A 23,824-nucleotide genomic window follows, 5' to 3' on the forward strand; every position below is an offset into this window, starting at 1 on the left:
ACAAGCGAGTGTGGCGCACCTCTCAGGCCCAGTTCAACCGGCCAGAACGGTTGCGCGCCATAGATTCCGGGGGAGGGCGTTCGCGTTTTGCTGGCACCTAAGGTTCCGCTTGCCCGTTTGGCCCTGCGGCGCGCCGCCTCCCGCCGAAGCCTCCTCGCGCTGATCGCCCTTACTCTCGCGTTCATCACCGCAGTCCTTGCCGGCATCAGCGGCTACACGCAACTGGCTGCCACCGAGGCCCTGAGGTCCCTCGCGGCGACGTCCGGCCCTGCTGGCTACTTCCGTGTCCACACCTCCATCTCTGATGACGCCGAGGCTCAGCGCTCCACAGCTGATGCCCTTTTTGACGACCTCGTGCTCACTGACGGGCTTGTTGCTTCGGCGGCTCCGTACTCGCCCCCGCGCCCCCTGATTCCCTCCGGCGGAAGTGCCACGAACCTGCCCGCAGGCCTCACAATCCTGCCTGTCGGCTGGGAACCGACGACGACGCCGTCAGCCGGCTCGCTGGACAGCCTCGCCGCGGCGGACCAGAGCGAATCCGCCCCCGTGCCGGCAGCGCTTGACGAGGCGGTGGCCGCTTCCCTTGGCCTCGGCATCGGGGACACGTTCGCGGTGGAAGGCGCCGCCGGAACAGTCCGGTTGGAAATCGTCGCCACATTGAACCCCGCGGGGGCGGACGCCGCTTTCCTCGACCCCGTACCAGTGCAGGGTGCCGAGACCGAGCCCACCGCCGTCGTCGTTCCTCCCGGGGCCATGGCTGCGTTCACTGGCGAGCCCAAGCTGCAGTGGGTGTTCACCGTAGACAGGGACTCAGTCTCCGCTGCGGGCCTCGCACGGCTGGCGGAGGGTCTGCGCACGCTACCGCAGCGCATGAGCAGCGACCGCACCATCAATGGTGGCGGAGTCATCGAGTCCGGTGAACTCAATGGCCTCCTCGCTGAGGCAGCTGACGCCACGCAGGCCGTTAGGGCAATCATCCCCATCGCGTTCGTGTTGTTGATCGCGCTCGGTGCCGTGAGCGTCGTCCAGTTCGCGCGGTTGCTCGCAGGGACCCGTGCTGTTGAGGACCGGGTTATCGGTGGCCGTGGCACCAGTCCACTTCAGCGAGCTGTGACAGCGGCTTGGGAAATCGTGCCGCTGGCTTTCCTGGCAAGCCTGCTCGGGTGGGGCGCCGCCGTCGTCATTGGTCCCCTGCTCTCCCCCGGCAGCGAGACCAATTACCTTGACGGTGCCACCGAGCTGGCCGCCGCCAGCTGGAGCGTCCCCCTGGCATGCGCGGTAGTGGCTTCTCTGACGTTCATTGGCGTTGCACTGGTCGGTGCCCTTCGTGAGCACGGTGCCCCTGCAGACACACGGGGGGCGCGCGTGGCGTCATTTGGAGTGCTCGCGCTGCTGGCCGCAGCCACCGGCCTGTCCGTGTGGCAATTCCTGCTGTACCGCTCTCCGCTGTCGGAGACGGCAAGCGGTGATCTCGCCGTCAACCCCCTGGCCGCGCCGGCGCCAGCCCTGCTCCTGCTTGCCGGCACTGCGGTTGCCCTGCTCCTCACCGGTTGGGCCGCGAGGCTTCTTGAGCATCGAACGGCGGCATCACGCAGAAGTGTGGGCGCGGTGCTGGCTGCGAGGCAGGTATCCCGCCGCATCTCCTCCTACGTCATACCTATCGCGCTGGTGACGGTGACCGTCGGTTGCGCTACCTTCACGGCGTCGTACGCGGAAACCACCAGCCGCTCCCAGGCAGCGGCGTCGCAATTGGGCAACGGCTCCGATGTGCGGGTGAGCGTCCCCGGCCCAACCGCAGTGCGGACGGTTGAGGACGCCTTCAACGTGCAGCCCTACGCCGAGATTGATTCAGTGACGGGCGTCTCCCCCGTCCACCGAGGTGCTGCGAAATTCGCTTCAGTAACCTCTCCGCTCCTGGCTGTCGACGCGGCCCAGCTGCCCGGCCTGCTCTCAGCGGCCAGCTCAACCATCGACGCCGTGAACCTCGCTGAGGCTCTCACCTTCGAACCTCCGGTACCTGAGCCCGCCCTCACGCTGCAGGCAACAGCTACCCAGGTGCGCATGCAATTGACGTCGGTCGCCACTTCCGACCCCGCAGGGGAAGCCGGCCCGGCGAGCCGACGCGCAGTGGTAACAGTCTGGCTCCGCTCCGAACAGGGGCAGCTCGTTCCAGTTCCGGCCGGATCCTTGCTCCTGACCGGCCCTGGCGAACGCGCACATTCGTTGTCCTTCGTCCTGCCGGAAGGACTACGTGCATTGGCCGTGGCGGCAATCGACGTGGAGCTGGATCCCTCGCCTGTCCCCCAGTCCTACAGCCTTGAAATCACCGGGATGGCGAGCAACGGCGGCATCGGGTCCGGTGATACCCGGTTCGTCGAAGACTCCACCGTGCAGATGGTGAACGGTGTTTTCGGCGCTGCCCAGACCGGGATCACACCCCTCGGCGAAGGCGTTGGAGTCACCTTTCCCGAGGAAGGATCCACTACAGGCACCGCAGCCGTGCGGCTGATGCAGGACGCTTTGGACCAACCCCGGCTTCCCGTTGCCCTCTCAAGCCAGTTGATGGCAGAGCTTGACCTCGCAGTCGGGGACCCGGTCTCGTTGCGACCAGGCGGCGTCGACATTCAGGCCGAAGTTGCCGCCGTATCGTCCGTGCTGCCCGGCACCACCGAAAGCGTCGCCGCGCTGGCTGATCTGGAAGCGTACGCGCAGGCGGCGCTGGGCAGTTCGCCGATTCAGCCGCGGCCGGGCGAAGTGTGGCTCGCGACTGGAGACCGCGGCTCTGTCTCCCAGGCTGCGGCGGCCGTCGCCGGAGTGGGCGCAACTGTTTCCAGTGCCGACAACAGCCTGGTATCGCGGTTCCTCAGCCCGGCGGCAACTGCCCTGTGGATCGGCGTGATCGGCGCTTTGCTCGTCGGAGGCGCTGCCCTCACCGCAAGCATCGTCACGCTGGTGCAGTCCCGCAGGGCAGAGGTGGCGGTCCTGCGGGCACTCGGTATGCAGGCTCGCGATCAGGTGCGCGGACGCAGGTGGGAAGTGCTCGGTGTCGGAGGGGCCGCCGTCGTACTCGGCCTGGGAGCTGGACTTGCCGTCTCCTACCTAACCGTCTCTCTGCTGGCCCAGGCCGTGGTGGTCGGCGGCGCGAACTCACTCCCGGCGCCGCTCGCCGTGGCCGTCCCACCGCTGCTCGGTGTGCTGGCCACGCAGGTGATCATCCTGGTGGCGTCAGCGTGGTTCTACGGCGAGCGGGTCCGGCGGCACGCGCTCACGCCCGCGCAGGCGGTGGATGCGTTGTGACGCTGATTCAGTTGCTCCGGCGGCAGAACAGGCATTCGCGATGGCCATCCATCCTTCTCGCGGGGATCGTTCTGGTGGTGTCGGCGCTGTTGTGCGCCTGGCCACGGGCAGTGGACGCCATGTACACCGCCGACCTCAAGCAATCCGTCGCCAACGTGCCGGGGTACCAGCAGGCAGTTCAGGCCACTATCTCGAATGTTCCCCCGTTCGGGGACACCGACCAGCTCATGGAAGAGACCGACGACGCCGGAGCCACCGCCGCCGCGCTGACCGGCATCCGGGAGGATCTGATTGCTCCGTTGGGGAACGTCCTAACGGAAGGGCGGTGGCTGGCAACGGGGGTCGAATCCTATGTTGGGCCCCTGCCCGAGGGAATCCGCGAACTGATCCTCAACTATGCAGCGGACCTCCGGGTGCTCGAGCATATCGAGTTGGTGGATGGTGAGCTCCCGGGACCGGCACCTGAAAACTATGGAGGTGCTCCGATCGGGATCCTCCTCTCCGAAGGGGCTGCCGAATCGGCACAGTGGAAAGTCGGCGAAGAGAGAGTCACGTCGGTGCTGCTCCCACCGCTGCCGGGGACGGATGATCCAGTGGGAGAGCAGCGCGTGGTGCTGAGCGGAATCTACGCGGCAATTGATCCGGAAGAGGACTACTGGAGCATCCACAACAGCTTCCTGTCCGCAGCCGAGGACTACAATCCCGACTCGGGTACCGCCGTCAACGCCACAGCCTTCATCTCCCCGGATGCCTTCGAGCTGGTGGTCTACATGGTGGACGGCTTCCGAACGTCGTACTGGTACCCGCTCAACACCGGCGCGCTCGATGCACGCACCGCATCCCAGGCCGAAGCCCAGCTACGGGAGTTCCTGGGTACGCCGCAGAACGTTCCTGCTGAGGGATTGTTCGAGCCTGCCGTGGTTTTCGGCTCCGACACCCCTGATGCAATCAACGAGGCCACCCAGCGGGCTGCCTCCACCAACCAGATCCTCGCGATGCTCGCCTCTGGGCCCCTCGGGGTGTGCCTGGCCACCGCTGCGCTGGCCGTGCGGCTGTTGACGCAACGACGGCGCACGACACTTGCGCTGGTCTCCGCCAGGGGAGCCACAGAGCGGCAGGTCCGTGGGTCCCTCGCGCTCGACGGGCTGATCATCGGCGTTCCGGCAGCTGCCCTCGGTGCGCTGGCTGCCGTGATCCTGATCCCGGTGCCATTCACACCAAGCCACCTGGCGTGGGGCGTTGCGGCCGCCCTGGTACCGGCTGCGCTGATGGCGCTGCAGTATCGGGGATCCGCTGAAGGGCGGGAGGATCTCGCACCGCTGGAAGGGAACCGCTGGCGCATCGTGGCAGAGGCCGCCGTCGTCGTCCTCGCGGTGGTGGCCACCACCCTCCTCTTCCAGCGCGGCATCGCTCAGGGAACACTTGCGTACGGAGAAGTGGATCCCCTGCTTTCGGCCACTCCGCTGCTGATAGCACTCGCCCTGTGCCTGCTGGTGCTGCGGCTGTATCCGGTGCCACTGCAGTGGTTTGCGAGAGTTCGACGGCGGGGGCCGGGCCTGATCGGGTTCCTCGGCGCCGCGCGCGCAGTCCGTTCGCCGGGTGCCGGACTCGTGCCGGTGCTGGCGCTGGTGGTGGGACTCGCCGTCGTGCTTTTCTCAGGGGTGCTGTTGTCCACGTTCCGTGAGGGGGTGGCCGATGCGGCGCAGGCCAGCGTCGGCGCGGATCTTCGCATCCAGGGCTCTCCCTTTACACCGGAGCAGGTGGAAGCTGCCGCTGCCCTTGACGGTGTGCGGGCGGTAGCACCGGTCACCGACCTCGGTTCCCTGCGCGCGGAGACCGCCGGCCGCCAGAGCATTACCGTCAATCTGCTCGCTACGGACCCTGCTGCGATGCGGGGCGTCCAGACAGACCTGGCAGGTGCCCTGTCGCCGGTCCTTATGACCGCGCTGGAAGAACCGGCCGCGGACGGAACCATACCTGTTGTGGTTTCCTCGGCGTTGGAGGTCGAAGAGGGTGCTGTGCTCTCCATCAGTTACCGCGCCACCAGGTTCAAAGCGGAAGTGGTGGGAATAGCAGAGCAACAGTCCGTTCTCACTGGTGCCTCCAACTGGATGCTAGCTAGCCAGGACGCCATCAACACAGTGAAGGAACGTACCTTCGAGCCCTCCGTGCTGTTCGCAGACCTCGACGACGGCGCCAATCTATCCGCCGTGATGGACGCCGTGGGTGAGGTCGCTGGAACGCCGGTCCTGCTGCAGACTCCGGAGCAATACGTTGAGCGGACGCTCGATTCGCCGTCGGGGTTTGGCCTGCAGGTTGGATTGTGGACGGTCATTGCCGCGATGGCCCTGCTGTGCTCGCTGACCATCGTCATGACGTCGGTGGTGAACGCGCCCGCCCGGAACCGCCTGATCGCACTGCTGCGGACGCTCGGTTTCCCTCCCCGGCGCGATGACGGACTCATGCTGTGGGAGACGGCCCCGTTGGCAGTTGCGGCGGTAATTGCGGGTACTGGGTTGGGCCTGGTTCTGCCGGTCATCATTCTCGACAGCATTGACCTTTCGGCGTTCACGGGTGGCGGGGCTGAGCCTGGCCTCGCCCTGGATCCACTGCTCGTTGCGGGGTTGACTGCAGGATTCCTCGCAGTGGTGGTGGGGTCGCTCGGCGCGGCAGTCGCAGCTGGACGCCGGCAACGACTGGCCGCGGTTCTTCGGATGACAGACAGTTGATGGGGATGAATCAAGGGATGGAACACGATGGCAACTGATACACAGCCCCACATTCTGTGCGAGGACGTGGTGCGCATCTTCAAGGGCGAAGGTATTGAAGTTCAGGCACTCCAGGGCCTGAACCTCACGGTCATGCCCGGTGAGATGACCGCTGTTGTTGGGGCGTCGGGCTCGGGAAAATCGACGTTGCTCACCATCCTGTCCGGTCTCGACCGGCCAACCGCCGGCCGCGCAATGGTGGCTGGGGTGGACCTGCTGGGGTTGAGCCGAAAGGATCGCTCGCGGTATCAGCGGGAGACCGTGGGCTTTGTCTGGCAGCGGACGCCACGGAACCTGCTGCCCTATCTCACGGCTGCCGAGAACGTGGCACTGCCCATGGCAATCACTGGCCGCAAGGACCGGAGCCAGCGGGTGAGCGAACTGCTGGAACTGACCGGGGTGGCGCACTGCCGGGACCGCCGGCCACAGGAAATGTCCGGGGGCGAGCAGCAGAGGGTGGCTCTCGCCGTCGCGCTCTCCAATGCCCCGGCAGTGATTCTCGCTGACGAACCAACGGGTGAACTTGATGAGCACACCTCCGCCGACGTCCTGGAAGCCATGCGTTCCGTGAACGAGGAACTCGGCACCACTACCCTGATCGTCACCCACGACCCCACGGTTTCAGAACACGTGAAGCGTACAGTGCAAATCCGGGATGGCAGATGCTCCACGGAGACGCTGCGCAGGACAGGACTGAACCACGATGGCGACGAACACCTGATTGCCGAGGAGTTCGCCGTGATCGACAGGGTAGGGCGGTTGCAACTCCCCCAGGAGTTCATGGAAACCCTCGACATGAAGGACCGGGTTCGGCTTGGACTGGAGCCTGACCACGTCCGGGTAGCGCCGGCGGCCCAACCAGCTTCCGCCGACGGCGAATCCGGTTCCGCCACCAAGTCCAGTTCCGAATCCGGCTCAGCTAACGAAACCGAGGAGGCACGATGAACGCTGCTTCTGCTCCTGCCGTTCGAGCGACAGGCCTCAACCGAACTTACGGGAAAGGCGAGAGCGCGGTTCATGCGTGCCAGGACGCCAGCCTGTCCGTACTTCCCGGTGAGTTACTGGTTGTAAAGGGGCCGTCCGGCTCGGGAAAGACCACTTTGCTGAACTGCATCGGGGGGCTGGATGAACCTGACAGCGGAACGGTCTTCATTGGAGACCGCGAGCTCACGGCCATGCGGGAATCGGATCGTGTGGAGCTGCGGCAGAGCGAGCTTGGGTTTGTGTTCCAGTCGTTCGGACTGATTCCCATCCTCTCTGCCGCCGAGAATGTTGAAGTGCCCATGCGCCTCGTGGGTATGGATCCCAGCGAGCGCCAAGCGCGCGTGGATGAGCTGCTGGAGCTGGTTGGCCTTGCCAATCACCACCATCAGCGGCCGGCGGAGTTGTCGGGTGGGCAGCAGCAGCGGGTGGGGCTTGCTCGTGCCCTCGCTAACCGGCCGAAAGTGCTGATCGCCGACGAGCCCACGGGTCAGCTCGACAGCGTAACCGCGGGTTCAATGATGGACCTCATCAGCGCGCTGGTACATCAACATCAGGTTGCTGCCATCGTCTCCACGCATGATCCCCTGATGATGCACCGCGCGGACAGGATCCTTGAGCTACACGACGGGCGGATTGTGGGTTCTTCGGGGTCTGTTGAATCACGACCACTGGCCAGCGCGAACCCTTCCTCGGACATGATCGAAGTGCCGCGTTCCTACTCCTCAAAGCACCGCGGGAACTCCTAGGGAATTCGCAGGGAAAGCACAGGAAACGGTCTGAAGAAGCTTACCGGGGCAGGGTTGACCAAGGATTGGTTCAAGCTTGGAGTTTTGAGGGTTCGGGGTTGCTAGCTTCTTTGTCATGAGCTGGCGACGGGCCAGCCACCCCCTCGTACAGGAGAAACCCATGCTGTCTTCCTTCTTCGCAGACGCAAAGAACATCATCAAGTCCCGCATGAACCGCGACGAGACCGGCGCAACCGCCGTCGAGTACGGCATCATGGTCGCCCTCATCGCCGTAGTCATCATCGTTGCTGTCACCTTGCTCGGTGGCAACCTCAACAAGATGTTCCAGGACACCGCCTGCGGAATCCAGGGCAAGACCTACGCAGCGGGCGCGGCCGCTGACGACCCCGCAACGGCGGCCGTAGACGAGTCCAAGGGCAAATGCTCCTAGTTCCGTAACCCGAGATCTGGTTGGGGGTAGCTGTGCTTGCAAAGACAACACCCCCAATCGCGTCATATGACGAACTCTGCAGGATGATGCGAAACGTTGAGGGTGGAGCCTCGTATCTCCACCCTCAACGTCGATCAACACGAAAGGGCCCAAGGTGAGCGGAACGCGTCGCGAACTGGATCGGGGTGCAGTCGCCGTCGAGATGGCTCTACTCCTGCCCGTTCTCTTGCTTCTGCTCCTCGGCATCATGGAATTCGGTCGAGCCTACAACGCCCAGGTGACTCTAACGAACGCGGCTCGGGAGGGCGTGCGCGTTATGGCAATCAACAATGTCGAGGGCGATGCACGTACAGCGGCCAGCAAAGCTATGACCACGCTCACTTCGACCGCCACAAACCCGACCTTCGCTTTCACATTCGCGACTACACCGGCCACTACCCCGAGCCCCACTGCATGCGCGGCCGGTCGGCAGGTCACGATGACCATCTCCTACAATCTCAGCTCGCTCACCGGCATTGCCGGTCCTTTCACAATGACCGGCAAGGGAGTCATGCAATGCGGCGGGTAGCAATTGAACAAGATTCTGAGCGGGGAGCCGCCGCCGTCCTGGTGGCAATGCTCATGGTCGTGCTGCTCGGATTCGGCGCCATTGCCGTGGACATAGGGCTCCTTTACTCAGAAAAAGCACAACTGCAGAACGGCGCAGACGCTGGAGCGCTCGGCATCGCCCAGGCCTGCGCGAAGGACGCCACAAGCATCAACTGCACCGGACATGCTTCTTTCGCTAAGGGCATGGCCGACAAAAACTCCCTCGACAACCTCAGCAATATCCAGTCTGTCAATCTCGATTTGGCGACCCGCACGGTCGCCGTCACCGCCGATCCTCTTGAAGCAGGACGGACCGACAATCGGGTATCGCTGCATTTCGCGAACATCTTCGGCATTTCGGCGTCATCGGTAGTGGCCAAATCCTCGGTGATCTGGGGAAGCCCGAGCAAAGGCACTACACCGTTCCCCTTGACCATCTCCCGGTGCCAGGTCGAAAGCCGCGTAGATGGAGCGAAGCAGCTCATAAGGAGTCACAGCGCGACGGTCACTGACGACTGCCCCGCAACATCTTCTGGAGGCGATACGCCCGGCGGGTTTGGTTGGATCGTCCAGGATCCGGGAGGATGCGGCGGCTACATCGACCTGTTGGTCAACGAAAGCGGTTCCGACACAGGCAACGACGGACCCTCCAACTGCGACACCGTTCTCAATGGCTGGGCGGCCGAAATCATGGCTGGAAAAGAGGTCGTCATTTTACTGCCGGTCTTCTTGTCGGTGTCGGGCACCGGAACCGGAACAACGTATGACGTGAACGCATTCGCGGCTTTCAAGGTCGAGGGGTGGAAATTCGGTGGAACCAGCGGTACTCCCATGACCTTCCGCAATCGAGCCGAACATCACCCCGATAACCCAGCCCTTGAGTGCCGTGGTGACTGCCGCGGAATTATCGGCAAGTTCATCAAGTACACCGCATTGTCCAGCGGGTACGAAGAACTTGGTCCTGTCAGTCCGTACGGTGCCACCGTCGTGAAGCTCATCAACTAAACCCTCCCAAAAGCCTGGAGCACCTTATGAAGTCCCGTCTAATCGCCGGCATTGCCGCCGTTGTACTTGCCCTCGTTGGAGCGGTGATGGTGTTCAGTTACGCGAACGGTGCTGAAAACAGGGCAGTCCAAAATCTCAACCCCGTGGACGTTCTCGTGGTGCAGTCGGCAGTTCCCGCCGGAACACCGGTGGCCGAACTCGGTGCCTCCGTCGCTTTGAAACCTCTTCCTGGTGCATCAGTAGCGCAGACTGCATTGAAGGATCTCGATAGTTCCGCGGGCTTGGTCACGGCTGTCGACCTGGTTCCTGGAGAACAACTCATGACCGAGCGTCTAGTTACCCCGGATAATCTCGTCACTCCAGGATCCGTGGAAGTACCGAAGGGTCTCCATGAGGTGTCCATCCTTGTAGAACCGCAGCGCATAGCTGGCGGCCGGGTTGCTCCTGGCGACTACGTGGGTATCTTCATGTCGATGGAATCGGGCGCAGCAGAGGATGAGGAAGGCGCAGTCGAAGGCGAAGGGGAGGAAAGCGAAGGCGGCGGCAGCGAGTCCACCCAGCTGGTCGTGCCGAGAGTTCTCGTGTCATCGGTACAACGTGCACCGGAGCCGGCGCCAGCTGCGGCCGCCGAAGGAGCCGAGCTGACCGAGGAAGAGAAAGCAGCAGCGGAAGCCAAGGCGCTGCCGAGTGGCTCATTGATGGTCACCATCGCACTCAACCCGGACCAGGCGACCCGGCTCGTCTTCGCGAGCGAGTTCGAATCGATCTGGCTCAGCAAGGCAACCGCAGCCGAAAACGACGCTCCCCCATTCATTGTCAACAAAGAGGAGCTGTACCGATGAGCCGCTTCCTCCTGATCACAGCGGACAACCCCTTCGAGCAGAAGGTCCGTCTGGCAACCGATGGTAGCCGCCGGGGTGATGTCCTCACAGTCCAACCCGATCTCCTCAGCCAGCCCGACGATCTCCTCGACCTCATCTCGGTCCAGCAACCGGAAGTTCTGATATTCGGTCCGGGGATAGTCATTGATGCTGCCCTGCGTCTTGCGCTCATTGTGGACGTCCGCTTCCCCAACGTCAGTATGGTCATGGTTGCGCCGGAGGATGACGGTGTTGCCCTTGCAGCGATGCGCGCGGGTATCCGCGATGTCATCGACCCCCTCGCTGACATCCCCAGCGTTCGCCTACTGCTCGAGCGCGCATGTCAGGCGTTCGCCAGCCGCCACCGGTCCGAGAGCGTCCAGGCGCCAACTCCCCGTCAGCAGGAGCACGGGCTGGTGGTTGGCGTCTTCTCTCCGAAGGGGGGGGTTGGCAAAACAACCATTGCCACCAACCTCGCTGTCGGTCTCGGCAGAATGGCACCAATGGGTGTTGTCCTGGTCGACCTGGACCTGCAGTTTGGAGATGTGGCATCCAACCTGTACCTCAACCCTGAGTACTCGGTTCGCAATGCAGTCTCCGGATCGGCGAGCGCCGACACCATGGTCCTCAAGGCGTTCCTTACTCCGCACCCCTCCGGTATCTACGCCCTCTGCGCACCGAGCAATCCCGCCGAGGCCGATTCCATCACCCCGGAACAAGTCGGCACCCTGATCAAGCAGCTCAGCACCGAATTCCCCTTCGTCGTCCTCGACACTGGGCCGGGCCTCACTGAACACAGCCTCGCCGCGCTGGAACACTGCACCGACGCCGTATGGGTCACCGGTATGGATGTCCCGAGCGTGCGCGGCCTGCGTTCCGGGCTCGACGTACTCGGAAAGCTCAATCTGATCCCCGAAACCCGCCATGTGGTGCTCAACTTCGCTGATTCCAAGACTGGCCTGTCCATTCGGGACATCGAAGCCACGCTAGGCGCGCCGGTCGATATTTCGATTCCACGCTCCCGTGCGCTGTCGCTCGCGACCAACCGCGGTGTCCCCCTCCTTCAGGAGGAAGTGCGTGACCCCGCCACCAAGAACCTGCGCGGCCTGGTACAGCGCTTCAATCCTGAGTGGCGCGCTGGTGCTCAGCGCAAAATCCATCGGCGTGTGGTGATCCGATGAAACTTTCGGAGCGCCTCAACCGGGCCGATCCCGCCGCACCGACCGGCACACCACCGGTGCCCGTAAGCCTGCCAGCCAGTGCCCCAGCTGATGAGCCCGCGTACCAGGGTGCCGTCGTCGTCGGCTCCGTGCCTTCGACCGGTCTTGAAGCCCCGGTCGCCGCGCGCGTTGACGTTTTCGCCGGGATCAAGCAACGTGCCGCCGAAGCGCTCTACGAGCGCATGGGATCGAGGTTCAGCGACTCAACCCTGAAGGAAGAAGACCTGCGTGCCGCGGCCCGTGAGGAACTCAGCCAGGTCATCGACGCCGAAAAGGTCCCGCTGACCCCGGACGAACGACGCCGGCTCATCCAGGACGTGGCCGATGATGTGCTCGGTTTCGGTCCTCTGCAGCGTCTGCTTGACGACGAGGACATCACCGAGATCATGGTGAACCGTGCTGATCAGATCTACATCGAGCGCCGGGGACAACTGGTGCTGGCCGACACGAGCTTCAAGTCTGAGGAACACCTGCGCCGGGTCATCGAGCGCATTGTGTCCAAAGTTGGTCGACGGATCGACGAGTCCTCACCTTTCGTCGATGCCCGCCTTGAGGACGGTTCGCGTGTGAACGCCGTCATCCCGCCGCTCGCGGTCAACGGGTCCTCGCTGACAATCAGAAAGTTCAGCAAAACCCCGCTGACGGTCCAAAACCTGATCAACTTCGGGACACTCACCCCGGAGATGGCGGAACTGCTCGATGCATGCGTCAAGGCAAAGCTCAACATCATCGTCTCCGGGGGTACGGGCACCGGTAAAACCACGCTGCTCAACGTGTTGTCGTCTTTCCTCCCGCACGGTGACCGCATTGTCACCATCGAGGACGCTGTGGAACTCCAGATCCAGCAGCAGCACGTCGTCCGGTTGGAAAGCCGTCCCCCCAATACGGAGGGAAAGGGCGCTGTCACCATCCGCGACCTGGTGCGCAACTCCCTCCGTATGCGCCCTGACCGCATTGTGATCGGTGAGGTCCGTGGCGGCGAATCACTCGACATGCTTCAGGCCATGAACACCGGGCACGACGGCTCGCTCTCGACGGTGCACTCCAACTCACCCCGTGACGCCGTCGCGCGTCTTGAAACTCTCGTGCTGATGGCCGGTATGGACCTGCCTTTGCGCGCAATCCGCGAGCAACTCGCCTCAGCGGTGAACGTCATCGTCCAGATTGCCCGCCTTCGTGACGGCACACGCCGCATCACGCACGTCACCGAAGTGCAGGGAATGGAGGGCGACGTCGTCACGCTCCAGGACGCGTTCGTGTTCGACTACTCCGCCGGTGTTGACTCGTCCGGACGATTCCTCGGCAAGCCGGTTCCCACTGGCATCCGTCCCCGTTTCATGGAGCGGTTCGAGGACATGGGCATCACAGTGTCCCCTTCAGTATTCGGCGCAGAATTCAGCGGACGGAGGTAGTCCGTTGACTCTGATGTTCCTCTACGGGTCGGCGTTGGTGGTCACGGCCCTGCTGCTCCTGCTCTTCGCCACACGGCCGCGCCAGGCGGCGGTGCCACTCGACCGCCGTCGTCCACCCGTCGAAGAGTCAGATTCGCAGCTGAGCAAGTTTGCGGGATTCGCCGTGCGCGCCGTCGAACGGTTCCTGAAGAAACACCCCCAACGGTTGTACCGGCCGGAGCTGCTTGAAACCGCAGGCGTGCGGCTCACACAGGCAGACATGTTCCTGCTGGTCATTACGGGGGGAATTGCGGGCCTGGCGCTGGGCCTACTGATCGGCGGACTACTGTTTGGGCTTCTTCTGCTGATCCTCGCTCCCGCGGTTGCCCACGTTGCGTTAGTTTTCCGGATCAGCCGGCGCCGCTCGAAGTTCGATTCCCAACTGGGCGACACCCTGCAACTGCTCACCGGCGGGCTCCGTGCCGGCCATAGCATCCTGCGCGCCATCGATGCGGCAGCCATTGAAGCTGATGCCCCCACGTCGGATGAAATGCGGCGCGTCATAACCGAGACGAGCCTCGGAAAGGACCTGCTCGCTTCCCTCATGGACACATCGCGCCGGATGGAGAACGAGGACTTCGCGTGGATTGCACAGGCCATCCAGATCAATCGCGAAGTAGGCGGTGACCTTGCGGAAGTACTCGACCAGGTCGGTGAAACCATCCGTGAACGCAGCGAGATCAAGGGGCAGATAAGGGCCCTGGCAGCCGAAGGAAAGTTCTCGGCCTACATTTTGGTGGCTCTGCCCTTTGCGATCGGCGCAATGCTCATGGTTGTGAGTCCCGGCTACGTAAATCCGCTGTTTGAGAACCCGCTCGGCTGGATCATGATCGGCGCTTCGGTGGTCATGATGACCATCGGCTGTCTCTGGCTGCGCAAGATCATCGACCTGAAGTTCTAGGAGGCTGGCGTGAACCCTGTCCTGTTGGCGTCCCTGTTCCTCGTAGCCGCACCGCTCGGGTACCTGGGCTGGGCACTTCTGAGTCCCGGAAACAGCATGCACAAAACGGTGCAGGCCAACCTTAACCGCGGTATCAATGCGTCAGCAGAGGCGCGTGCCGACCGCTCCAGACGGCTGGCGAGCATCGGCTACAAGTTCACCCCGGCCGGTTACGTGCGGAAGCTCGACCATCTCCTCGCGCTGGCGGGACGCCCGGCTTCCATGCCGCTCGGCCGTGTGCTCGGCATGAAGCCTGCCCTGTGCCTGACTGGCGCCGTGCTCGGGTTTCTGATGGCGAACGCCGCCCAGAAACCCATGATCACTCTGCTCGCTATCTTCCTCACGGCCCTCGGCTATTTCATCCCGGACCTCCTGCTGTACAGCAAAGGTCAGGAACGGCAGAAAGCCATGCAGCTTGAACTCGCAAACACCCTCGACCAGATGCTCATCTCCGTGGAGGCGGGCCTCGGCTTCGAGAGCGCCATGCAGCGCGCAGGTGAAAACGGCAAGGGACCGTTGGCCCAGGAGCTGGTCCGCACGCTGCAGGACATGCAGGTGGGACGCAGCCGCAGGGAGTCCTACCTCGCGCTGAGCGAACGGACCAGCATCCCTGAACTGCGCAGTTTCGTGAAAGCGGTAGTGCAGGCCGACGCCTATGGAATTGCCCTCAGCGGCGTGCTCCGGACCCAGGCGAAAGTGATGCGGGTGAAGCGCCGCCAACGTGCGGAAGAAAAGGCCATGAAACTCCCGGTCACAGTCCTGTTTCCGCTGCTCTTCTTCATCTTCCCGGTGCTCTTCATCATCATCCTGGGACCCGCCGTCATCAACGCGATCGCGACCTTCAGCGGAGGCTGATCAAGTTAACCCGGTGAGAACTCCGAAGATACGCGCAGCGTTTGCATAGGATCAGGTTATTCCTGCCTTTCTGCAGCTTCCAGAAAGTAGCGTTAGCCCATGGCTCTCTCCCGCACTGGCGCCGACGACGACGACGACGCAGAGTCCCTGCGCGCCGTCGGGGCTGGCCCGGGTGAATCCTCGGGCGGCAACCCCCGATTGGACAGGGCACCACTGGTGGATCCGGAAGTTCTCGAGGATCTTGAATATCAGCTTGATAGCAGGGCGGCCGCGCGTAACTTTGTCCGCGACTACATCAGTGTCTGGGACGAAAGGGACCTTCGGCTGTCAACGGCGGTCAACCGACGCAACCAGGCAGCCTCACTTGATGCTGTCCTCAGCCTGAAGATCACCTCGACCATGGTCGGCGCGTCCCAACTCGTGACGCTTGCCGGGCAGCTCGAAGACCTCTTGCGGGAAGGCCGCCTCGAGGAAGCCCAGGAGGCCCTGCCGCTGGTGCATCGCTGCGGGCTGCGCACCATGCGCACCCTCACGGCCATGCACCTGGGCCAGGACTAGCTTTCCTCGGCCCTCCGCGGCACCAGTCTGTAACCCACGCCGCGCACGGTCATGAGCCAGCGCGGATGGCGTGGATCCTCCCCCAGCTTCCTGCGAAGGTTGCCGATGTGCACCTCAATGGCCCGTTCGTCAGCCTCGCTAATGTACGCATCCGTGCGGTAGTACTGGCCGCGGACCACCCGAACGAGGTCGCCTTTGGTGCGTACGGCGCCGGAACTGCGCAGCAGCTCATGCATCAGGTCAAACTCGCTGCGGGTCAGTTCCAGTTCCTCCCCGAGGACAGAAACAGTCCGGGTGTCCTTGTCCAGGGCCAGCCCATTGTGCCGCAGCACCGCGTCAGGGCGTGCGGGGGGTGCCGCTTCAGCGGCAGGCGGCGGCGCCGTCGTCTCGCTCACCAAACCGCCTCGTGGCCTGCGCAGCATCGCCGCAACACGCGCCCGTAATTCACGGGGACGGAAGGGTTTGGTGACGAAGTCATCCGCGCCGGACTGTAGCGCCGTCAGGGTATCGAGCTCCTCGGTATGGGCGGTGAGCATGATGACGTAGCAGTCACTGACCCCGCGGATTCGCCGCAGGACCTCAAAGCCGTCAATATCCGGAAGTCCAACGTCCAGCGTCACCAGTGTTGGATTGTATTCAGTCACCGCGTCAACGCCGCTGCGCCCCCCAGCGGCCACATGCACTTCGAAACCGGACTGGGTGAGCACAGTGCTCACGAGATTCCGGACGTCGAGATCATCCTCGACTACTACGGCTATTCCTGGATCTGCCACATTTCCTCCTCGTCCCTCAAGACCTGCGCGTCCGCAGATCCTCAACACAGGATGAAACGTCCCGAACGGGCGACAGAACCACCCCCCAGCGTGCTTTCCACAGCATATACATAGGTGCACAGAATGAAAGAGGATCCGTCCGTTCCGATCACGAATCGGAAACATTCGTGCCTTACAACGCTAAACCGGTGCGTTGTAAGGAGTGAAACGACATAATGAACCCTATGTCGCGGTCTCAGAGGCATTTCAACGGTGCTCTGCGCCCCTGCGCGAAAGGTGGGCGATGAGTGATCGGGTGCTCTTTGACGCAGCCAAGCGCTCCTACGCCCGGCTGACCCTGCGCGCTCGCGTCGGATTATGCGAGATGCCGCTGACCACCCTGGTATTCGCGGCTGCGGTGGCGGCGTCCCTTGCCTGGCCCAACCTACTGTCCAATTCGACGTTCCTCAGCGGTGTCGGCATGCACCTGGTTCTCCTGGGCCTGAGCTTCCTCCTTCCATGGGAGAGACTTCCCGAGGGTTCCTATATTGCGATTCCGCTCTTCGACTTCGTTGCCATCGCACTCACCCGGCTTGGAGCCTCGGAGCAGATCACGGGGATAGGCCTACTTGCCATCTTCCCGGTGATCTGGCTCGCCGCGTCCGGTATGTGGCCGTTCTTCAGTCTCATTGCTTGTTTCATCGGCCCGTTTGTCATCCTCGGACTTCCCTGGGTCGTGGGCAGTGCGCAGACCAGCCAACCGCTCACCGCACTGTTCTTCGGGCTGATGATGGTTTCCGTCTTCGTGACCCTCCGGTTCGCCACTATGAACACCGCGCACAGCCGCAGCAGGCTGGAGGCCAAGGAAGCAGAAGTCCGCCGGCTGCGCGGTGAGAACACCGAGCGTCAGCTCCTCCTTGAAACGATTCTCGACACCATCGATGTCGGCTTGCTAGCCCTGAACTCGCGCGGCGAGCGCACCATCACCAACCGGCAGCAGCGCTCGTATGACCTCCTGACCCAGGCAGACGACGGCGGCGGCACCCCCACGCACCTGTACGCGACCGACAAATCCACCCCCCTTGATAAAAACCGCCAACCGGTCGAGCGCGCGGCAGCGGGTGAAACGTTCTCGAACTATCTCGTCTGGCTCGGACCCAAGGATTCCCAGCGGGCAGTCATCACGGCCGCCACGGCTATGACGGACGGCACTGGCACGTTCGCCGGCTCGGTGATCGTCCACAGCGACGTCACGGACATGGTCGAGGCATTGTCGGCCAAGGAAGATTTCGTGTCCAACGTCTCCCATGAACTCTGGACTCCCCTGACGTCCATCCTTGGCCACCTCGACCTCGTACTCGAAGATGTGTCTGCCCTCCCCCCGGGCGCCGCGGCGCAACTCACCGTGGCCCGCCGCAACGCCGAACGGCTCTCGGCCCTGGTCTCCGACCTCCTTGCTTCAGCTTCCGCATCGGCGAGCATCCGGTTGCGCCCTACCGACCTGTCCGGACTCGTGGAACACAGCATCGAATCTGCCTGGCCGCACGCAGCCGACACCGGCGTGACGCTAAGAGCCGAGGTGCCCGAGATCTTGTGGACCACGTCCGATCCGCTACGGATGCGGCAGGTCCTGGATAACCTCATCTCGAACGCCATCAAGTACTCTCCCGACGGCGGGACCGTCACGGTGCGGGCCAGGAGGCAGTCAGACTCCGCTCTCCTTGAGGTCGAAGACACCGGGATGGGAATGTCGCAGTCCGAGACGTCCCTGGTCTTCGGGAAGTTCTTCCGCACTGCTGCCGCCCGCGACTCATCAGTACCAGGGGTTGGCCTGGGGCTGTCCATCTCCAAGGCCATCGTCGACAGCCATGGGGGAACCATCTGCTGCTCCAGTAAGCCCGGTACCGGAACCACGTTCACCGTCACCCTCCCCCTGCACCGGTCAGAGGAGAACTAGCCGGCGCTCACGGTATTCGCGGGCTCGGTTCAGCTGTCGCCCCGCCGCGCGCGGGTGAGCTCCGCCCGTTCAGCTACAGCGGCGTCGTCGTCGGGGTAGCGGACTTCCTCTAGGACGAGCGGGTAGGGCGGCGCCAGAACCGAGCGAGCATCCTTCTTGCGCGATCGAAGCCGCTCCCCGAGCCACCCGGGGACTTCCTCCCCGCTGCCCACGCGTAGAGCGGAGCCGATCAGCGCCCGCACCATGTTGTGGCAGAACGCATCTGCCTGGACGGTTGCGCACAAGATGCCGTTGCTGTCGCGCTCGAATTCGAACCGCTGCAGCTCGCGGATCGTGGTCGCACCAGCCCGGGGCTTGCAGAAAGCGCGGAAGTCCTGCAGGCCGAGCAGTGGCTTCGCCCCCTCATTCAGCGCCTGCTCATCGAGTGGTTCCGCGTGCCACAGGACCATCGACCGGCTCAGCGGATCCTGCAGTGCGGGACGGTCGGCGATCCGGTAGGAGTAGCGCCGCCACAGAGCCGAGAAACGGGCGTCAAAACCGGCGGGCGCCAAACATACGTCTTTCACGACGACGGCGGACGCTGGGGTACCCGCGAAGACCGTCCGGGCACCCGCGCCGGGCGGAAGGTATCGGTTGATGGTTGCTTGCAACCGGCGGGTCAGGGCCAACTCCGGAGGAATGTCACGTCCGCGGCTCAGCGCGAACCACTCATCCGGAGTGATGTCGATGTGGACAACCTGGCCACGGGCGTGAACACCGGCGTCGGTTCGGCCTGCGACAGTCACACGAACCGGCCGACGGAACAGCAGCGCGAGTCCGTCCAGCACCGAGGCTTGAACCGTGGGCAATCCCGGCTGGACCGCCCATCCTGAGAAGGGACCGCCGTCGTATGCCAAATCGATCCGGATACGCAGATGCCCGCCATCCACGGGTGGGATGGCGGGCATCTCTACGTTCATGCGTTTCTCAAGAAGACTGAGGCGACGTGAAGGAAGTCCTGGCGACTACTTCTTCTCGTCTTCCTCCGGGACGGATCCCTCTTCTACGACGACAACCTCTTCGGACTCACCGGACGCAGCGCTCACGGTGGTGTCCTCAGCGGCGACCTCTTCAGCCGAAGCGGCTGAGGGCGCGGACTCCGCCGACTCAGGTGAATCGACCGAGTCAGCCGACTCCGGAGAGTCAGCGGATTCAGCGGACGCTACGGGAGCAGCGGCAGCGGAGTCACGGGCAGCTGCGTTCCCAGCGGCACGCTCAGCCTCACCAACTACAGCCTGCTTGGGTGAAACTGTTTCCAGCACCAGTTCAATGACGGCCATGGGAGCGTTGTCGCCCTTACGGTTGCCGATCTTGGTGATGCGGGTGTAGCCACCGTTGCGGGTAGCTACGGCTGGGGCGATGTCCGTGAACAGCTCGTGGACAACGCCCTTGTTGCTGATGACAGCCAGCACACGACGGCGTGAGGCCAAGTCACCCTTTTTTGCGAAGGTGATCAGGCGCTCTGCGTACGGGCGGAGCCGCTTTGCTTTGGTCACCGTGGTGGTGATGCGCTTGTGCTCGAACAGCGAGGCGGCCAGGTTGGCGAGCATCAGGCGCTCGTGCGCCGGACCGCCACCGAGGCGTGGGCCCTTTGTGGGTGTGGGCATGATGTTTTATCTCCTCATGAATGTGCCCGAGGCCGCGTCCTGTGCGGCACCAGGTGTTACTGACGTTTAGAGCTGATCGTCGCCGTAGTCGGCGTCGTCCTCTTCAATTGCGGCCGCACGGGCAGCAAGGTCAAACCCTGGAGGGGAATCCTTCAGGGACAAGCCCAGCTCAACGAGCTTTGCCTTGACCTCATCGATGGACTTCGCACCAAAGTTGCGGATGTCCATCAGGTCTGCCTCGGAGCGTGCAACAAGTTCACCCACAGTGTGGATGCCCTCGCGCTTGAGGCAGTTGTACGAACGGACGGTGAGTTCGAGGTCCTCGATGGGCAGTGCCATGTCCGCAGCAAGCGCTGCATCACTTGGCGAAGGACCGATCTCGATGCCCTCAGCTGCGGTGTTCAGCTCGCGGGCGAGACCAAACAGCTCAACCAGGGTGGTGCCCGCTGATGCAACGGCGTCACGAGGAGCGATTGCGTCCTTCGTCTCGACGTCGACAATCAGGCGGTCAAAGTCGGTGCGCTGCTCAACACGGGTCGCTTCCACGCGGAAGGTGACCTTGAGAACCGGTGAGTAGATGGAGTCGACCGGGATGCGGCCGATCTCCGAGTCGCCGGACTTGTTCTGCGACGCCGATACGTACCCGCGGCCACGCTCGATGGTCAGTTCGAGTTCGAACTTCCCCTTCGAGTTCAGCGTGGCAATGTGCAGGTCCGGATTGTGGAACTCCACGCCAGCCGGAGGCGCAATGTCAGCGGCAGTGACAACGCCAGGTCCCTGCTTGCGCAGGTAGGCGACAACGGGCTCGTCGTGCTCGGAGGAGACAGCGAGGTTCTTGATGTTCAGGATGATCTCGGTGACATCTTCCTTGACACCCGGAACAGTGGTGAATTCGTGCAGAACACCGTCGATCCGGATGCTGGTTACCGCAGCACCGGGGATGGAGGACAGCAAGGTACGGCGAAGCGAGTTGCCGAGGGTGTAGCCGAAACCGGGCTCCAGCGGTTCGATGACGAACCGCGAACGGTTGTCAGCGACTACTTCTTCAGTCAGGGTGGGGCGCTGTGCAATGAGCACTTACATTTCCTTTCAGGGAGCATCCGCTATATGACGCAACACAAATGGTGGAAAGGGACAGCTAGCGAGCTGCGCTCAGTAGCTAACGGCTTTTGGCTCCAGGCTGGCGACGTCTCTTTCGAGACGCCTTCCACCTGGAGCCGCGGAACCTATTAGACGCGGCGGCGCTTGGGCGGGCGGCAGCCGTTGTGTGCGCTCGGGGTAACGTCCTGGATGGAACCGACTTCAAGGCCTGCAGCCTGAAGCGAACGGATCGCGGTCTCGCGGCCGGATCCCGGGCCCTTCACGAAGACGTCGACCTTACGGACGCCGTGCTCCTGTGCACGCTTGGCAGCTGCCTCGGCGGCGGTCTGCGCAGCGTACGGGGTGGACTTGCGTGAGCCCTTGAAGCCAACTTCACCGGCGGATGCCCAGGAAATGACTGCTCCGCTGGGGTCCGTGATTGACACGATGGTGTTGTTGAACGTGCTCTTGATATGCGCCTGTCCGAAGGCGATATTCTTCTTATCCTTGCGACGCGGTTTACGGACCGCTCCACGAGTCTTGGGGGGCATTGCTTCTCCTACAAAGTGTTTGGGTGATAGTCCAGCCGAGAGCAGGGGCCTCCGCTGGCGAGGGTCCCCTGGCTTAGCGAGCGAAGCGAGCTAAGTTAGGGAGCCAGTGGGGACCTAGCGGCCGACCTTCTTCTTGCCAGCGACGGTGCGCTTGGGGCCCTTGCGGGTACGCGCGTTGGTCTTGGTGCGCTGTCCACGCACAGGAAGGCCGCGGCGGTGCCGGATGCCTTCGTAGCTGCCGATTTCGACCTTGCGGCGGATGTCGGCGGCTACCTCACGGCGGAGGTCACCCTCAACCTTGTAGTTGCCTTCGATGTAGTCACGAAGCTGAACAAGCTCAGCGTCGCTCAGATCCTTGACGCGGGTGTCCGGGCTGATCCCGGTTTCAACGAGCGTCTGATCTGCACGGGTCTTGCCCACGCCGTAGATGTAGGTAAGCGCAATGACAACCCGCTTTTCGCGGGGAATGTCTACGCCAGCGAGACGTGCCATAGTGGCGGTTCTCCTTTTGATGACCGGAGGTCTGAAACAGTGCGACCCGAATGTTTCCGGTCCCCGGCCTCCGTGCCGGGGGTGTGGGCTCGCTCCTTCGAGCTTGCCCTGCTCTGCTTTTTATCTATTTGTGCTACGCGTGGGTGACCCTCAAACGAGGATTCAGCCCTGGCGCTGCTTGTGGCGCGGGTTTTCGCAGATCACGAGTACGTTGCCCTTGCGGCGAACCACCTGGCACTTGTCGCAAATCCGCTTCACGCTGGGCTGTACCTTCATGGTTTTCCTTTGCGTTCTTGCAGGTTGTGCTGTGTTGCTCACTCACCTGTCAGGTGTGTGGGCCTGGAACTAAAACGTCTGAACCGTCTACTTGTAGCGGTAGACGATGCGACCCCTGGTGAGGTCATAAGGGCTAAGCTCCACTACCACCCGGTCCTCAGGGAGGATTCGAATGTAGTGCTGACGCATCTTTCCTGAGATGTGGGCGAGAACAATGTGTCCGTTGGCCAACTCAACGCGGAACATCGCGTTGGGCAGAGCCTCGTTCACAGTGCCTTCAATCTCAATGACACCGTCTTTCTTGGCCATATCCTCCGCTAACTTCGGTGCCCGCCACTTACGCGGCGGACGCTTTTGGGGTTTCGGTTGCCGGACTCAGTGCCCGAGCACCGCCGCCCACTCCCGAACACGACTGAACATCCGTTACAGTCCACTCGAAGGAAAGGCGCGCAAAAGGGCGCAGAAGTAGAGACAACCAACAGACAACTCTACGCTACGGTGTGCTGAAAGTTAAATCGCACCCGTAGTGTGGGGGCCGCTATGAGAGGGGCGCGACGACGACGCCGAGCTCGCCCAGGCGGGCAGCTCCCCCGTCTTTCGCGCTCAGGACCCAAATGCCGCCGTCGTGCACCGCAACTGTGTGTTCCCACTGGCAGGCGCGCTTCCCATCGACGGTCACGACGGTCCACTCATCATCCAGGACAGCTGTCTCCAACTTGCCCTGTACGAGCATCGGCTCGATCGCGAGGCAGAGGCCGGGCTTGACCTTTGGTCCGCGGTGGCTGGTTCGATAATTCAGGACATCAGGCGACTGATGCATCTCGGTACCAATCCCATGGCCTACGTAATCCTGGAGAATGCCCAGGGATGGCCCGCTGACGCCGGAGACGTAGTCGTCGATGGCGCAGCCAATATCACCGACATATTTGCCGGTAGCCAATGCAGCGATCCCGCGCCACATGGCATCTTCGGTGACCTTCGATAACCGGACGTCTTCGGGGCGCGCATTGCCTACTATCACGGTACGCGCGGAGTCCGAGTGCCATCCCCGGACGATCGCTCCGCCGTCAATCGAGATGATGTCGCCGTCCTGCAGGGTGTAATCGCCGGGGATTCCGTGGACTACCTCGTGGTTGACGGACGTGCAGATGCTCGCCGGGAAGCCATGGTAACCGAGGAAGTTCGAGGTTGCCCCGGCATCTTTGAGGACAGCAGCAAACACAGCGTCCAACTCGCGGGTGGACGTCCCAACCTTGGCCGCTGCCACTGCCGCATCGAGCGCTTCCACAAGGACCAGACCCGCCTCGCGCATGACGCGGATCTGATCCACGGATTTATACTCAACCCGCTGCTGACGAAACATGGCAG

23 protein-coding genes are annotated in these 23,824 nt (G+C 63.1%); 14 read left to right on the forward strand and 9 right to left on the reverse strand.

All coding sequences use genetic code 11. From position 1 onward, the window contains the following. Positions 1 to 87: 87 nt before the first annotated feature. The 13 genes from ACWA1U_RS15880 (at position 88) to ACWA1U_RS15940 (ending at position 15,702) form a co-directional block, all read left to right on the forward strand. Positions 88 to 3,297: an FtsX-like permease family protein gene (locus ACWA1U_RS15880; protein ID WP_463723118.1), complete on the forward strand. Its 3,210-nt coding sequence runs from the start codon at positions 88 to 90 to the stop codon at positions 3,295 to 3,297. Beyond that, the gene (locus ACWA1U_RS15885; protein WP_463723119.1) at positions 3,294 to 6,026 is read left to right on the forward strand and encodes an FtsX-like permease family protein; all 2,733 of its coding nucleotides are present in this window, start codon (positions 3,294 to 3,296) and stop codon (positions 6,024 to 6,026) included. Before ACWA1U_RS15880 ends, ACWA1U_RS15885 begins: the two co-directional genes overlap by 4 nt. Before the next feature lie 27 nt (positions 6,027 to 6,053). Continuing rightward, positions 6,054 to 7,010, forward strand: a complete 957-nt coding sequence (locus ACWA1U_RS15890; RefSeq protein ID WP_463723120.1) for an ABC transporter ATP-binding protein — start codon at positions 6,054 to 6,056, stop codon at positions 7,008 to 7,010. Then, positions 7,007 to 7,795, forward strand: a complete 789-nt coding sequence (locus tag ACWA1U_RS15895) for an ABC transporter ATP-binding protein (protein WP_463723121.1) — start codon at positions 7,007 to 7,009, stop codon at positions 7,793 to 7,795. The genes ACWA1U_RS15890 and ACWA1U_RS15895 overlap by 4 nt, the downstream gene beginning before the upstream one ends. Positions 7,796 to 7,910: 115 nt before the next feature. After that, positions 7,911 to 8,225, forward strand: coding sequence for a Flp family type IVb pilin (locus ACWA1U_RS15900; RefSeq protein ID WP_463723122.1), 315 nt, complete (start codon positions 7,911 to 7,913; stop codon positions 8,223 to 8,225). 202 nt (positions 8,226 to 8,427) lie between these two features. Then, entirely contained in the window at positions 8,428 to 8,793 is a 366-nt protein-coding gene (locus tag ACWA1U_RS15905; protein WP_463725070.1) for a TadE/TadG family type IV pilus assembly protein, read from the forward strand. Then, complete coding sequence (locus ACWA1U_RS15910; protein ID WP_463723123.1) at positions 8,781 to 9,818, forward strand: pilus assembly protein TadG-related protein; 1,038 nt, start codon at positions 8,781 to 8,783, stop codon at positions 9,816 to 9,818. Before ACWA1U_RS15905 ends, ACWA1U_RS15910 begins: the two co-directional genes overlap by 13 nt. 26 nt (positions 9,819 to 9,844) lie before the next feature. Then, positions 9,845 to 10,660: a Flp pilus assembly protein CpaB gene (cpaB, locus tag ACWA1U_RS15915; RefSeq protein WP_463723124.1), complete on the forward strand. Its 816-nt coding sequence runs from the start codon at positions 9,845 to 9,847 to the stop codon at positions 10,658 to 10,660. Then, complete coding sequence (locus tag ACWA1U_RS15920) at positions 10,657 to 11,859, forward strand: AAA family ATPase (RefSeq protein WP_463723125.1); 1,203 nt, start codon at positions 10,657 to 10,659, stop codon at positions 11,857 to 11,859. Before cpaB ends, ACWA1U_RS15920 begins: the two co-directional genes overlap by 4 nt. After that, positions 11,856 to 13,310 (forward strand): CpaF family protein, encoded by a 1,455-nt coding sequence (locus tag ACWA1U_RS15925; RefSeq protein ID WP_463723126.1) that lies wholly within the window; start codon positions 11,856 to 11,858, stop codon positions 13,308 to 13,310. The genes ACWA1U_RS15920 and ACWA1U_RS15925 overlap by 4 nt, the downstream gene beginning before the upstream one ends. A 10-nt stretch (positions 13,311 to 13,320) precedes the next feature. Further along, entirely contained in the window at positions 13,321 to 14,250 is a 930-nt protein-coding gene (locus ACWA1U_RS15930) for a type II secretion system F family protein (protein ID WP_463725071.1), read from the forward strand. Positions 14,251 to 14,259: 9 nt separating this feature from the next. Continuing rightward, positions 14,260 to 15,144 carry a type II secretion system F family protein gene (locus tag ACWA1U_RS15935; protein ID WP_463723127.1) on the forward strand — a complete coding sequence of 295 codons (885 nt, stop codon included), beginning with the start codon at positions 14,260 to 14,262 and terminating at the stop codon, positions 15,142 to 15,144. A gap of 99 nt (positions 15,145 to 15,243) precedes the next feature. Next, the gene (locus ACWA1U_RS15940) at positions 15,244 to 15,702 is read left to right on the forward strand and encodes an Hpt domain-containing protein (protein ID WP_463723128.1); all 459 of its coding nucleotides are present in this window, start codon (positions 15,244 to 15,246) and stop codon (positions 15,700 to 15,702) included. Here ACWA1U_RS15940 and ACWA1U_RS15945 read toward each other — a convergent pair. Beyond that, positions 15,699 to 16,475: a response regulator transcription factor gene (locus tag ACWA1U_RS15945; protein WP_463723129.1), complete on the reverse strand. Its 777-nt coding sequence runs from the start codon at positions 16,473 to 16,475 to the stop codon at positions 15,699 to 15,701. The two genes, ACWA1U_RS15940 and ACWA1U_RS15945, sit on opposite strands and share 4 nt — an antisense overlap. A gap of 283 nt (positions 16,476 to 16,758) precedes the next feature. Between ACWA1U_RS15945 and ACWA1U_RS15950 the strand changes: the two genes are divergently transcribed. Beyond that, positions 16,759 to 18,411, forward strand: a complete 1,653-nt coding sequence (locus tag ACWA1U_RS15950) for a sensor histidine kinase (protein WP_463723130.1) — start codon at positions 16,759 to 16,761, stop codon at positions 18,409 to 18,411. A 29-nt stretch (positions 18,412 to 18,440) separates the two neighbouring features. Here ACWA1U_RS15950 and ACWA1U_RS15955 read toward each other — a convergent pair whose 3' ends face one another. The 8 genes from ACWA1U_RS15955 to map form a co-directional block, all read right to left on the reverse strand. After that, the gene (locus tag ACWA1U_RS15955) at positions 18,441 to 19,370 is read right to left on the reverse strand and encodes a tRNA pseudouridine synthase A (RefSeq protein WP_463723131.1); all 930 of its coding nucleotides are present in this window, start codon (positions 19,368 to 19,370) and stop codon (positions 18,441 to 18,443) included. 45 nt (positions 19,371 to 19,415) lie between these two features. Continuing rightward, positions 19,416 to 20,057, reverse strand: coding sequence for a 50S ribosomal protein L17 (gene rplQ / locus ACWA1U_RS15960; RefSeq protein ID WP_463723132.1), 642 nt, complete (start codon positions 20,055 to 20,057; stop codon positions 19,416 to 19,418). A 66-nt stretch (positions 20,058 to 20,123) separates the two neighbouring features. Beyond that, entirely contained in the window at positions 20,124 to 21,134 is a 1,011-nt protein-coding gene (locus tag ACWA1U_RS15965; protein WP_463723133.1) for a DNA-directed RNA polymerase subunit alpha, read from the reverse strand. Between the two features lie 152 nt (positions 21,135 to 21,286). After that, positions 21,287 to 21,688 (reverse strand): 30S ribosomal protein S11, encoded by a 402-nt coding sequence (gene rpsK / locus ACWA1U_RS15970; RefSeq protein WP_026545640.1) that lies wholly within the window; start codon positions 21,686 to 21,688, stop codon positions 21,287 to 21,289. A 114-nt stretch (positions 21,689 to 21,802) separates the two neighbouring features. Next, positions 21,803 to 22,180 (reverse strand): 30S ribosomal protein S13, encoded by a 378-nt coding sequence (gene rpsM / locus ACWA1U_RS15975; protein ID WP_463723134.1) that lies wholly within the window; start codon positions 22,178 to 22,180, stop codon positions 21,803 to 21,805. Between the two features lie 162 nt (positions 22,181 to 22,342). Next, positions 22,343 to 22,456 (reverse strand): 50S ribosomal protein L36, encoded by a 114-nt coding sequence (rpmJ, locus tag ACWA1U_RS15980; RefSeq protein ID WP_024475611.1) that lies wholly within the window; start codon positions 22,454 to 22,456, stop codon positions 22,343 to 22,345. Positions 22,457 to 22,543: 87 nt separating this feature from the next. Next, complete coding sequence (gene infA / locus ACWA1U_RS15985; RefSeq protein ID WP_019481515.1) at positions 22,544 to 22,765, reverse strand: translation initiation factor IF-1; 222 nt, start codon at positions 22,763 to 22,765, stop codon at positions 22,544 to 22,546. Between the two features lie 229 nt (positions 22,766 to 22,994). After that, entirely contained in the window at positions 22,995 to 23,819 is an 825-nt protein-coding gene (gene map / locus ACWA1U_RS15990) for a type I methionyl aminopeptidase (RefSeq protein WP_463723135.1), read from the reverse strand. Positions 23,820 to 23,824 lie beyond the last annotated feature (5 nt).

It is taken from the genome of Arthrobacter sp. TRD_SC_6 (assembly GCF_055361185.1).

Coding starts and splice junctions, on each gene's coding strand:
- map (WP_463723135.1), bottom strand. CDS start 23,819: ATGTTTCGTCAGCAGCGGGTTGAGTATAAATCCGTGGATCAGATCCGC.
- rpmJ (WP_024475611.1), bottom strand. CDS start 22,456: ATGAAGGTACAGCCCAGCGTGAAGCGGATTTGCGACAAGTGCCAGGTG.
- ACWA1U_RS15900 (WP_463723122.1), top strand. CDS start 7,911: ATGAGCTGGCGACGGGCCAGCCACCCCCTCGTACAGGAGAAACCCATG.
- ACWA1U_RS15910 (WP_463723123.1), top strand. CDS start 8,781: ATGCGGCGGGTAGCAATTGAACAAGATTCTGAGCGGGGAGCCGCCGCC.
- ACWA1U_RS15920 (WP_463723125.1), top strand. CDS start 10,657: ATGAGCCGCTTCCTCCTGATCACAGCGGACAACCCCTTCGAGCAGAAG.
- ACWA1U_RS15895 (WP_463723121.1), top strand. CDS start 7,007: ATGAACGCTGCTTCTGCTCCTGCCGTTCGAGCGACAGGCCTCAACCGA.
- rpsM (WP_463723134.1), bottom strand. CDS start 22,180: ATGGCACGTCTCGCTGGCGTAGACATTCCCCGCGAAAAGCGGGTTGTC.
- cpaB (WP_463723124.1), top strand. CDS start 9,845: ATGAAGTCCCGTCTAATCGCCGGCATTGCCGCCGTTGTACTTGCCCTC.
- rpsK (WP_026545640.1), bottom strand. CDS start 21,688: ATGCCCCCCAAGACTCGTGGAGCGGTCCGTAAACCGCGTCGCAAGGAT.
- rplQ (WP_463723132.1), bottom strand. CDS start 20,057: ATGCCCACACCCACAAAGGGCCCACGCCTCGGTGGCGGTCCGGCGCAC.
- ACWA1U_RS15890 (WP_463723120.1), top strand. CDS start 6,054: ATGGCAACTGATACACAGCCCCACATTCTGTGCGAGGACGTGGTGCGC.
- ACWA1U_RS15925 (WP_463723126.1), top strand. CDS start 11,856: ATGAAACTTTCGGAGCGCCTCAACCGGGCCGATCCCGCCGCACCGACC.
- infA (WP_019481515.1), bottom strand. CDS start 22,765: ATGGCCAAGAAAGACGGTGTCATTGAGATTGAAGGCACTGTGAACGAG.
- ACWA1U_RS15905 (WP_463725070.1), top strand. CDS start 8,428: ATGGCTCTACTCCTGCCCGTTCTCTTGCTTCTGCTCCTCGGCATCATG.
- ACWA1U_RS15955 (WP_463723131.1), bottom strand. CDS start 19,370: ATGAACGTAGAGATGCCCGCCATCCCACCCGTGGATGGCGGGCATCTG.
- ACWA1U_RS15950 (WP_463723130.1), top strand. CDS start 16,759: ATGAGTGATCGGGTGCTCTTTGACGCAGCCAAGCGCTCCTACGCCCGG.
- ACWA1U_RS15940 (WP_463723128.1), top strand. CDS start 15,244: ATGGCTCTCTCCCGCACTGGCGCCGACGACGACGACGACGCAGAGTCC.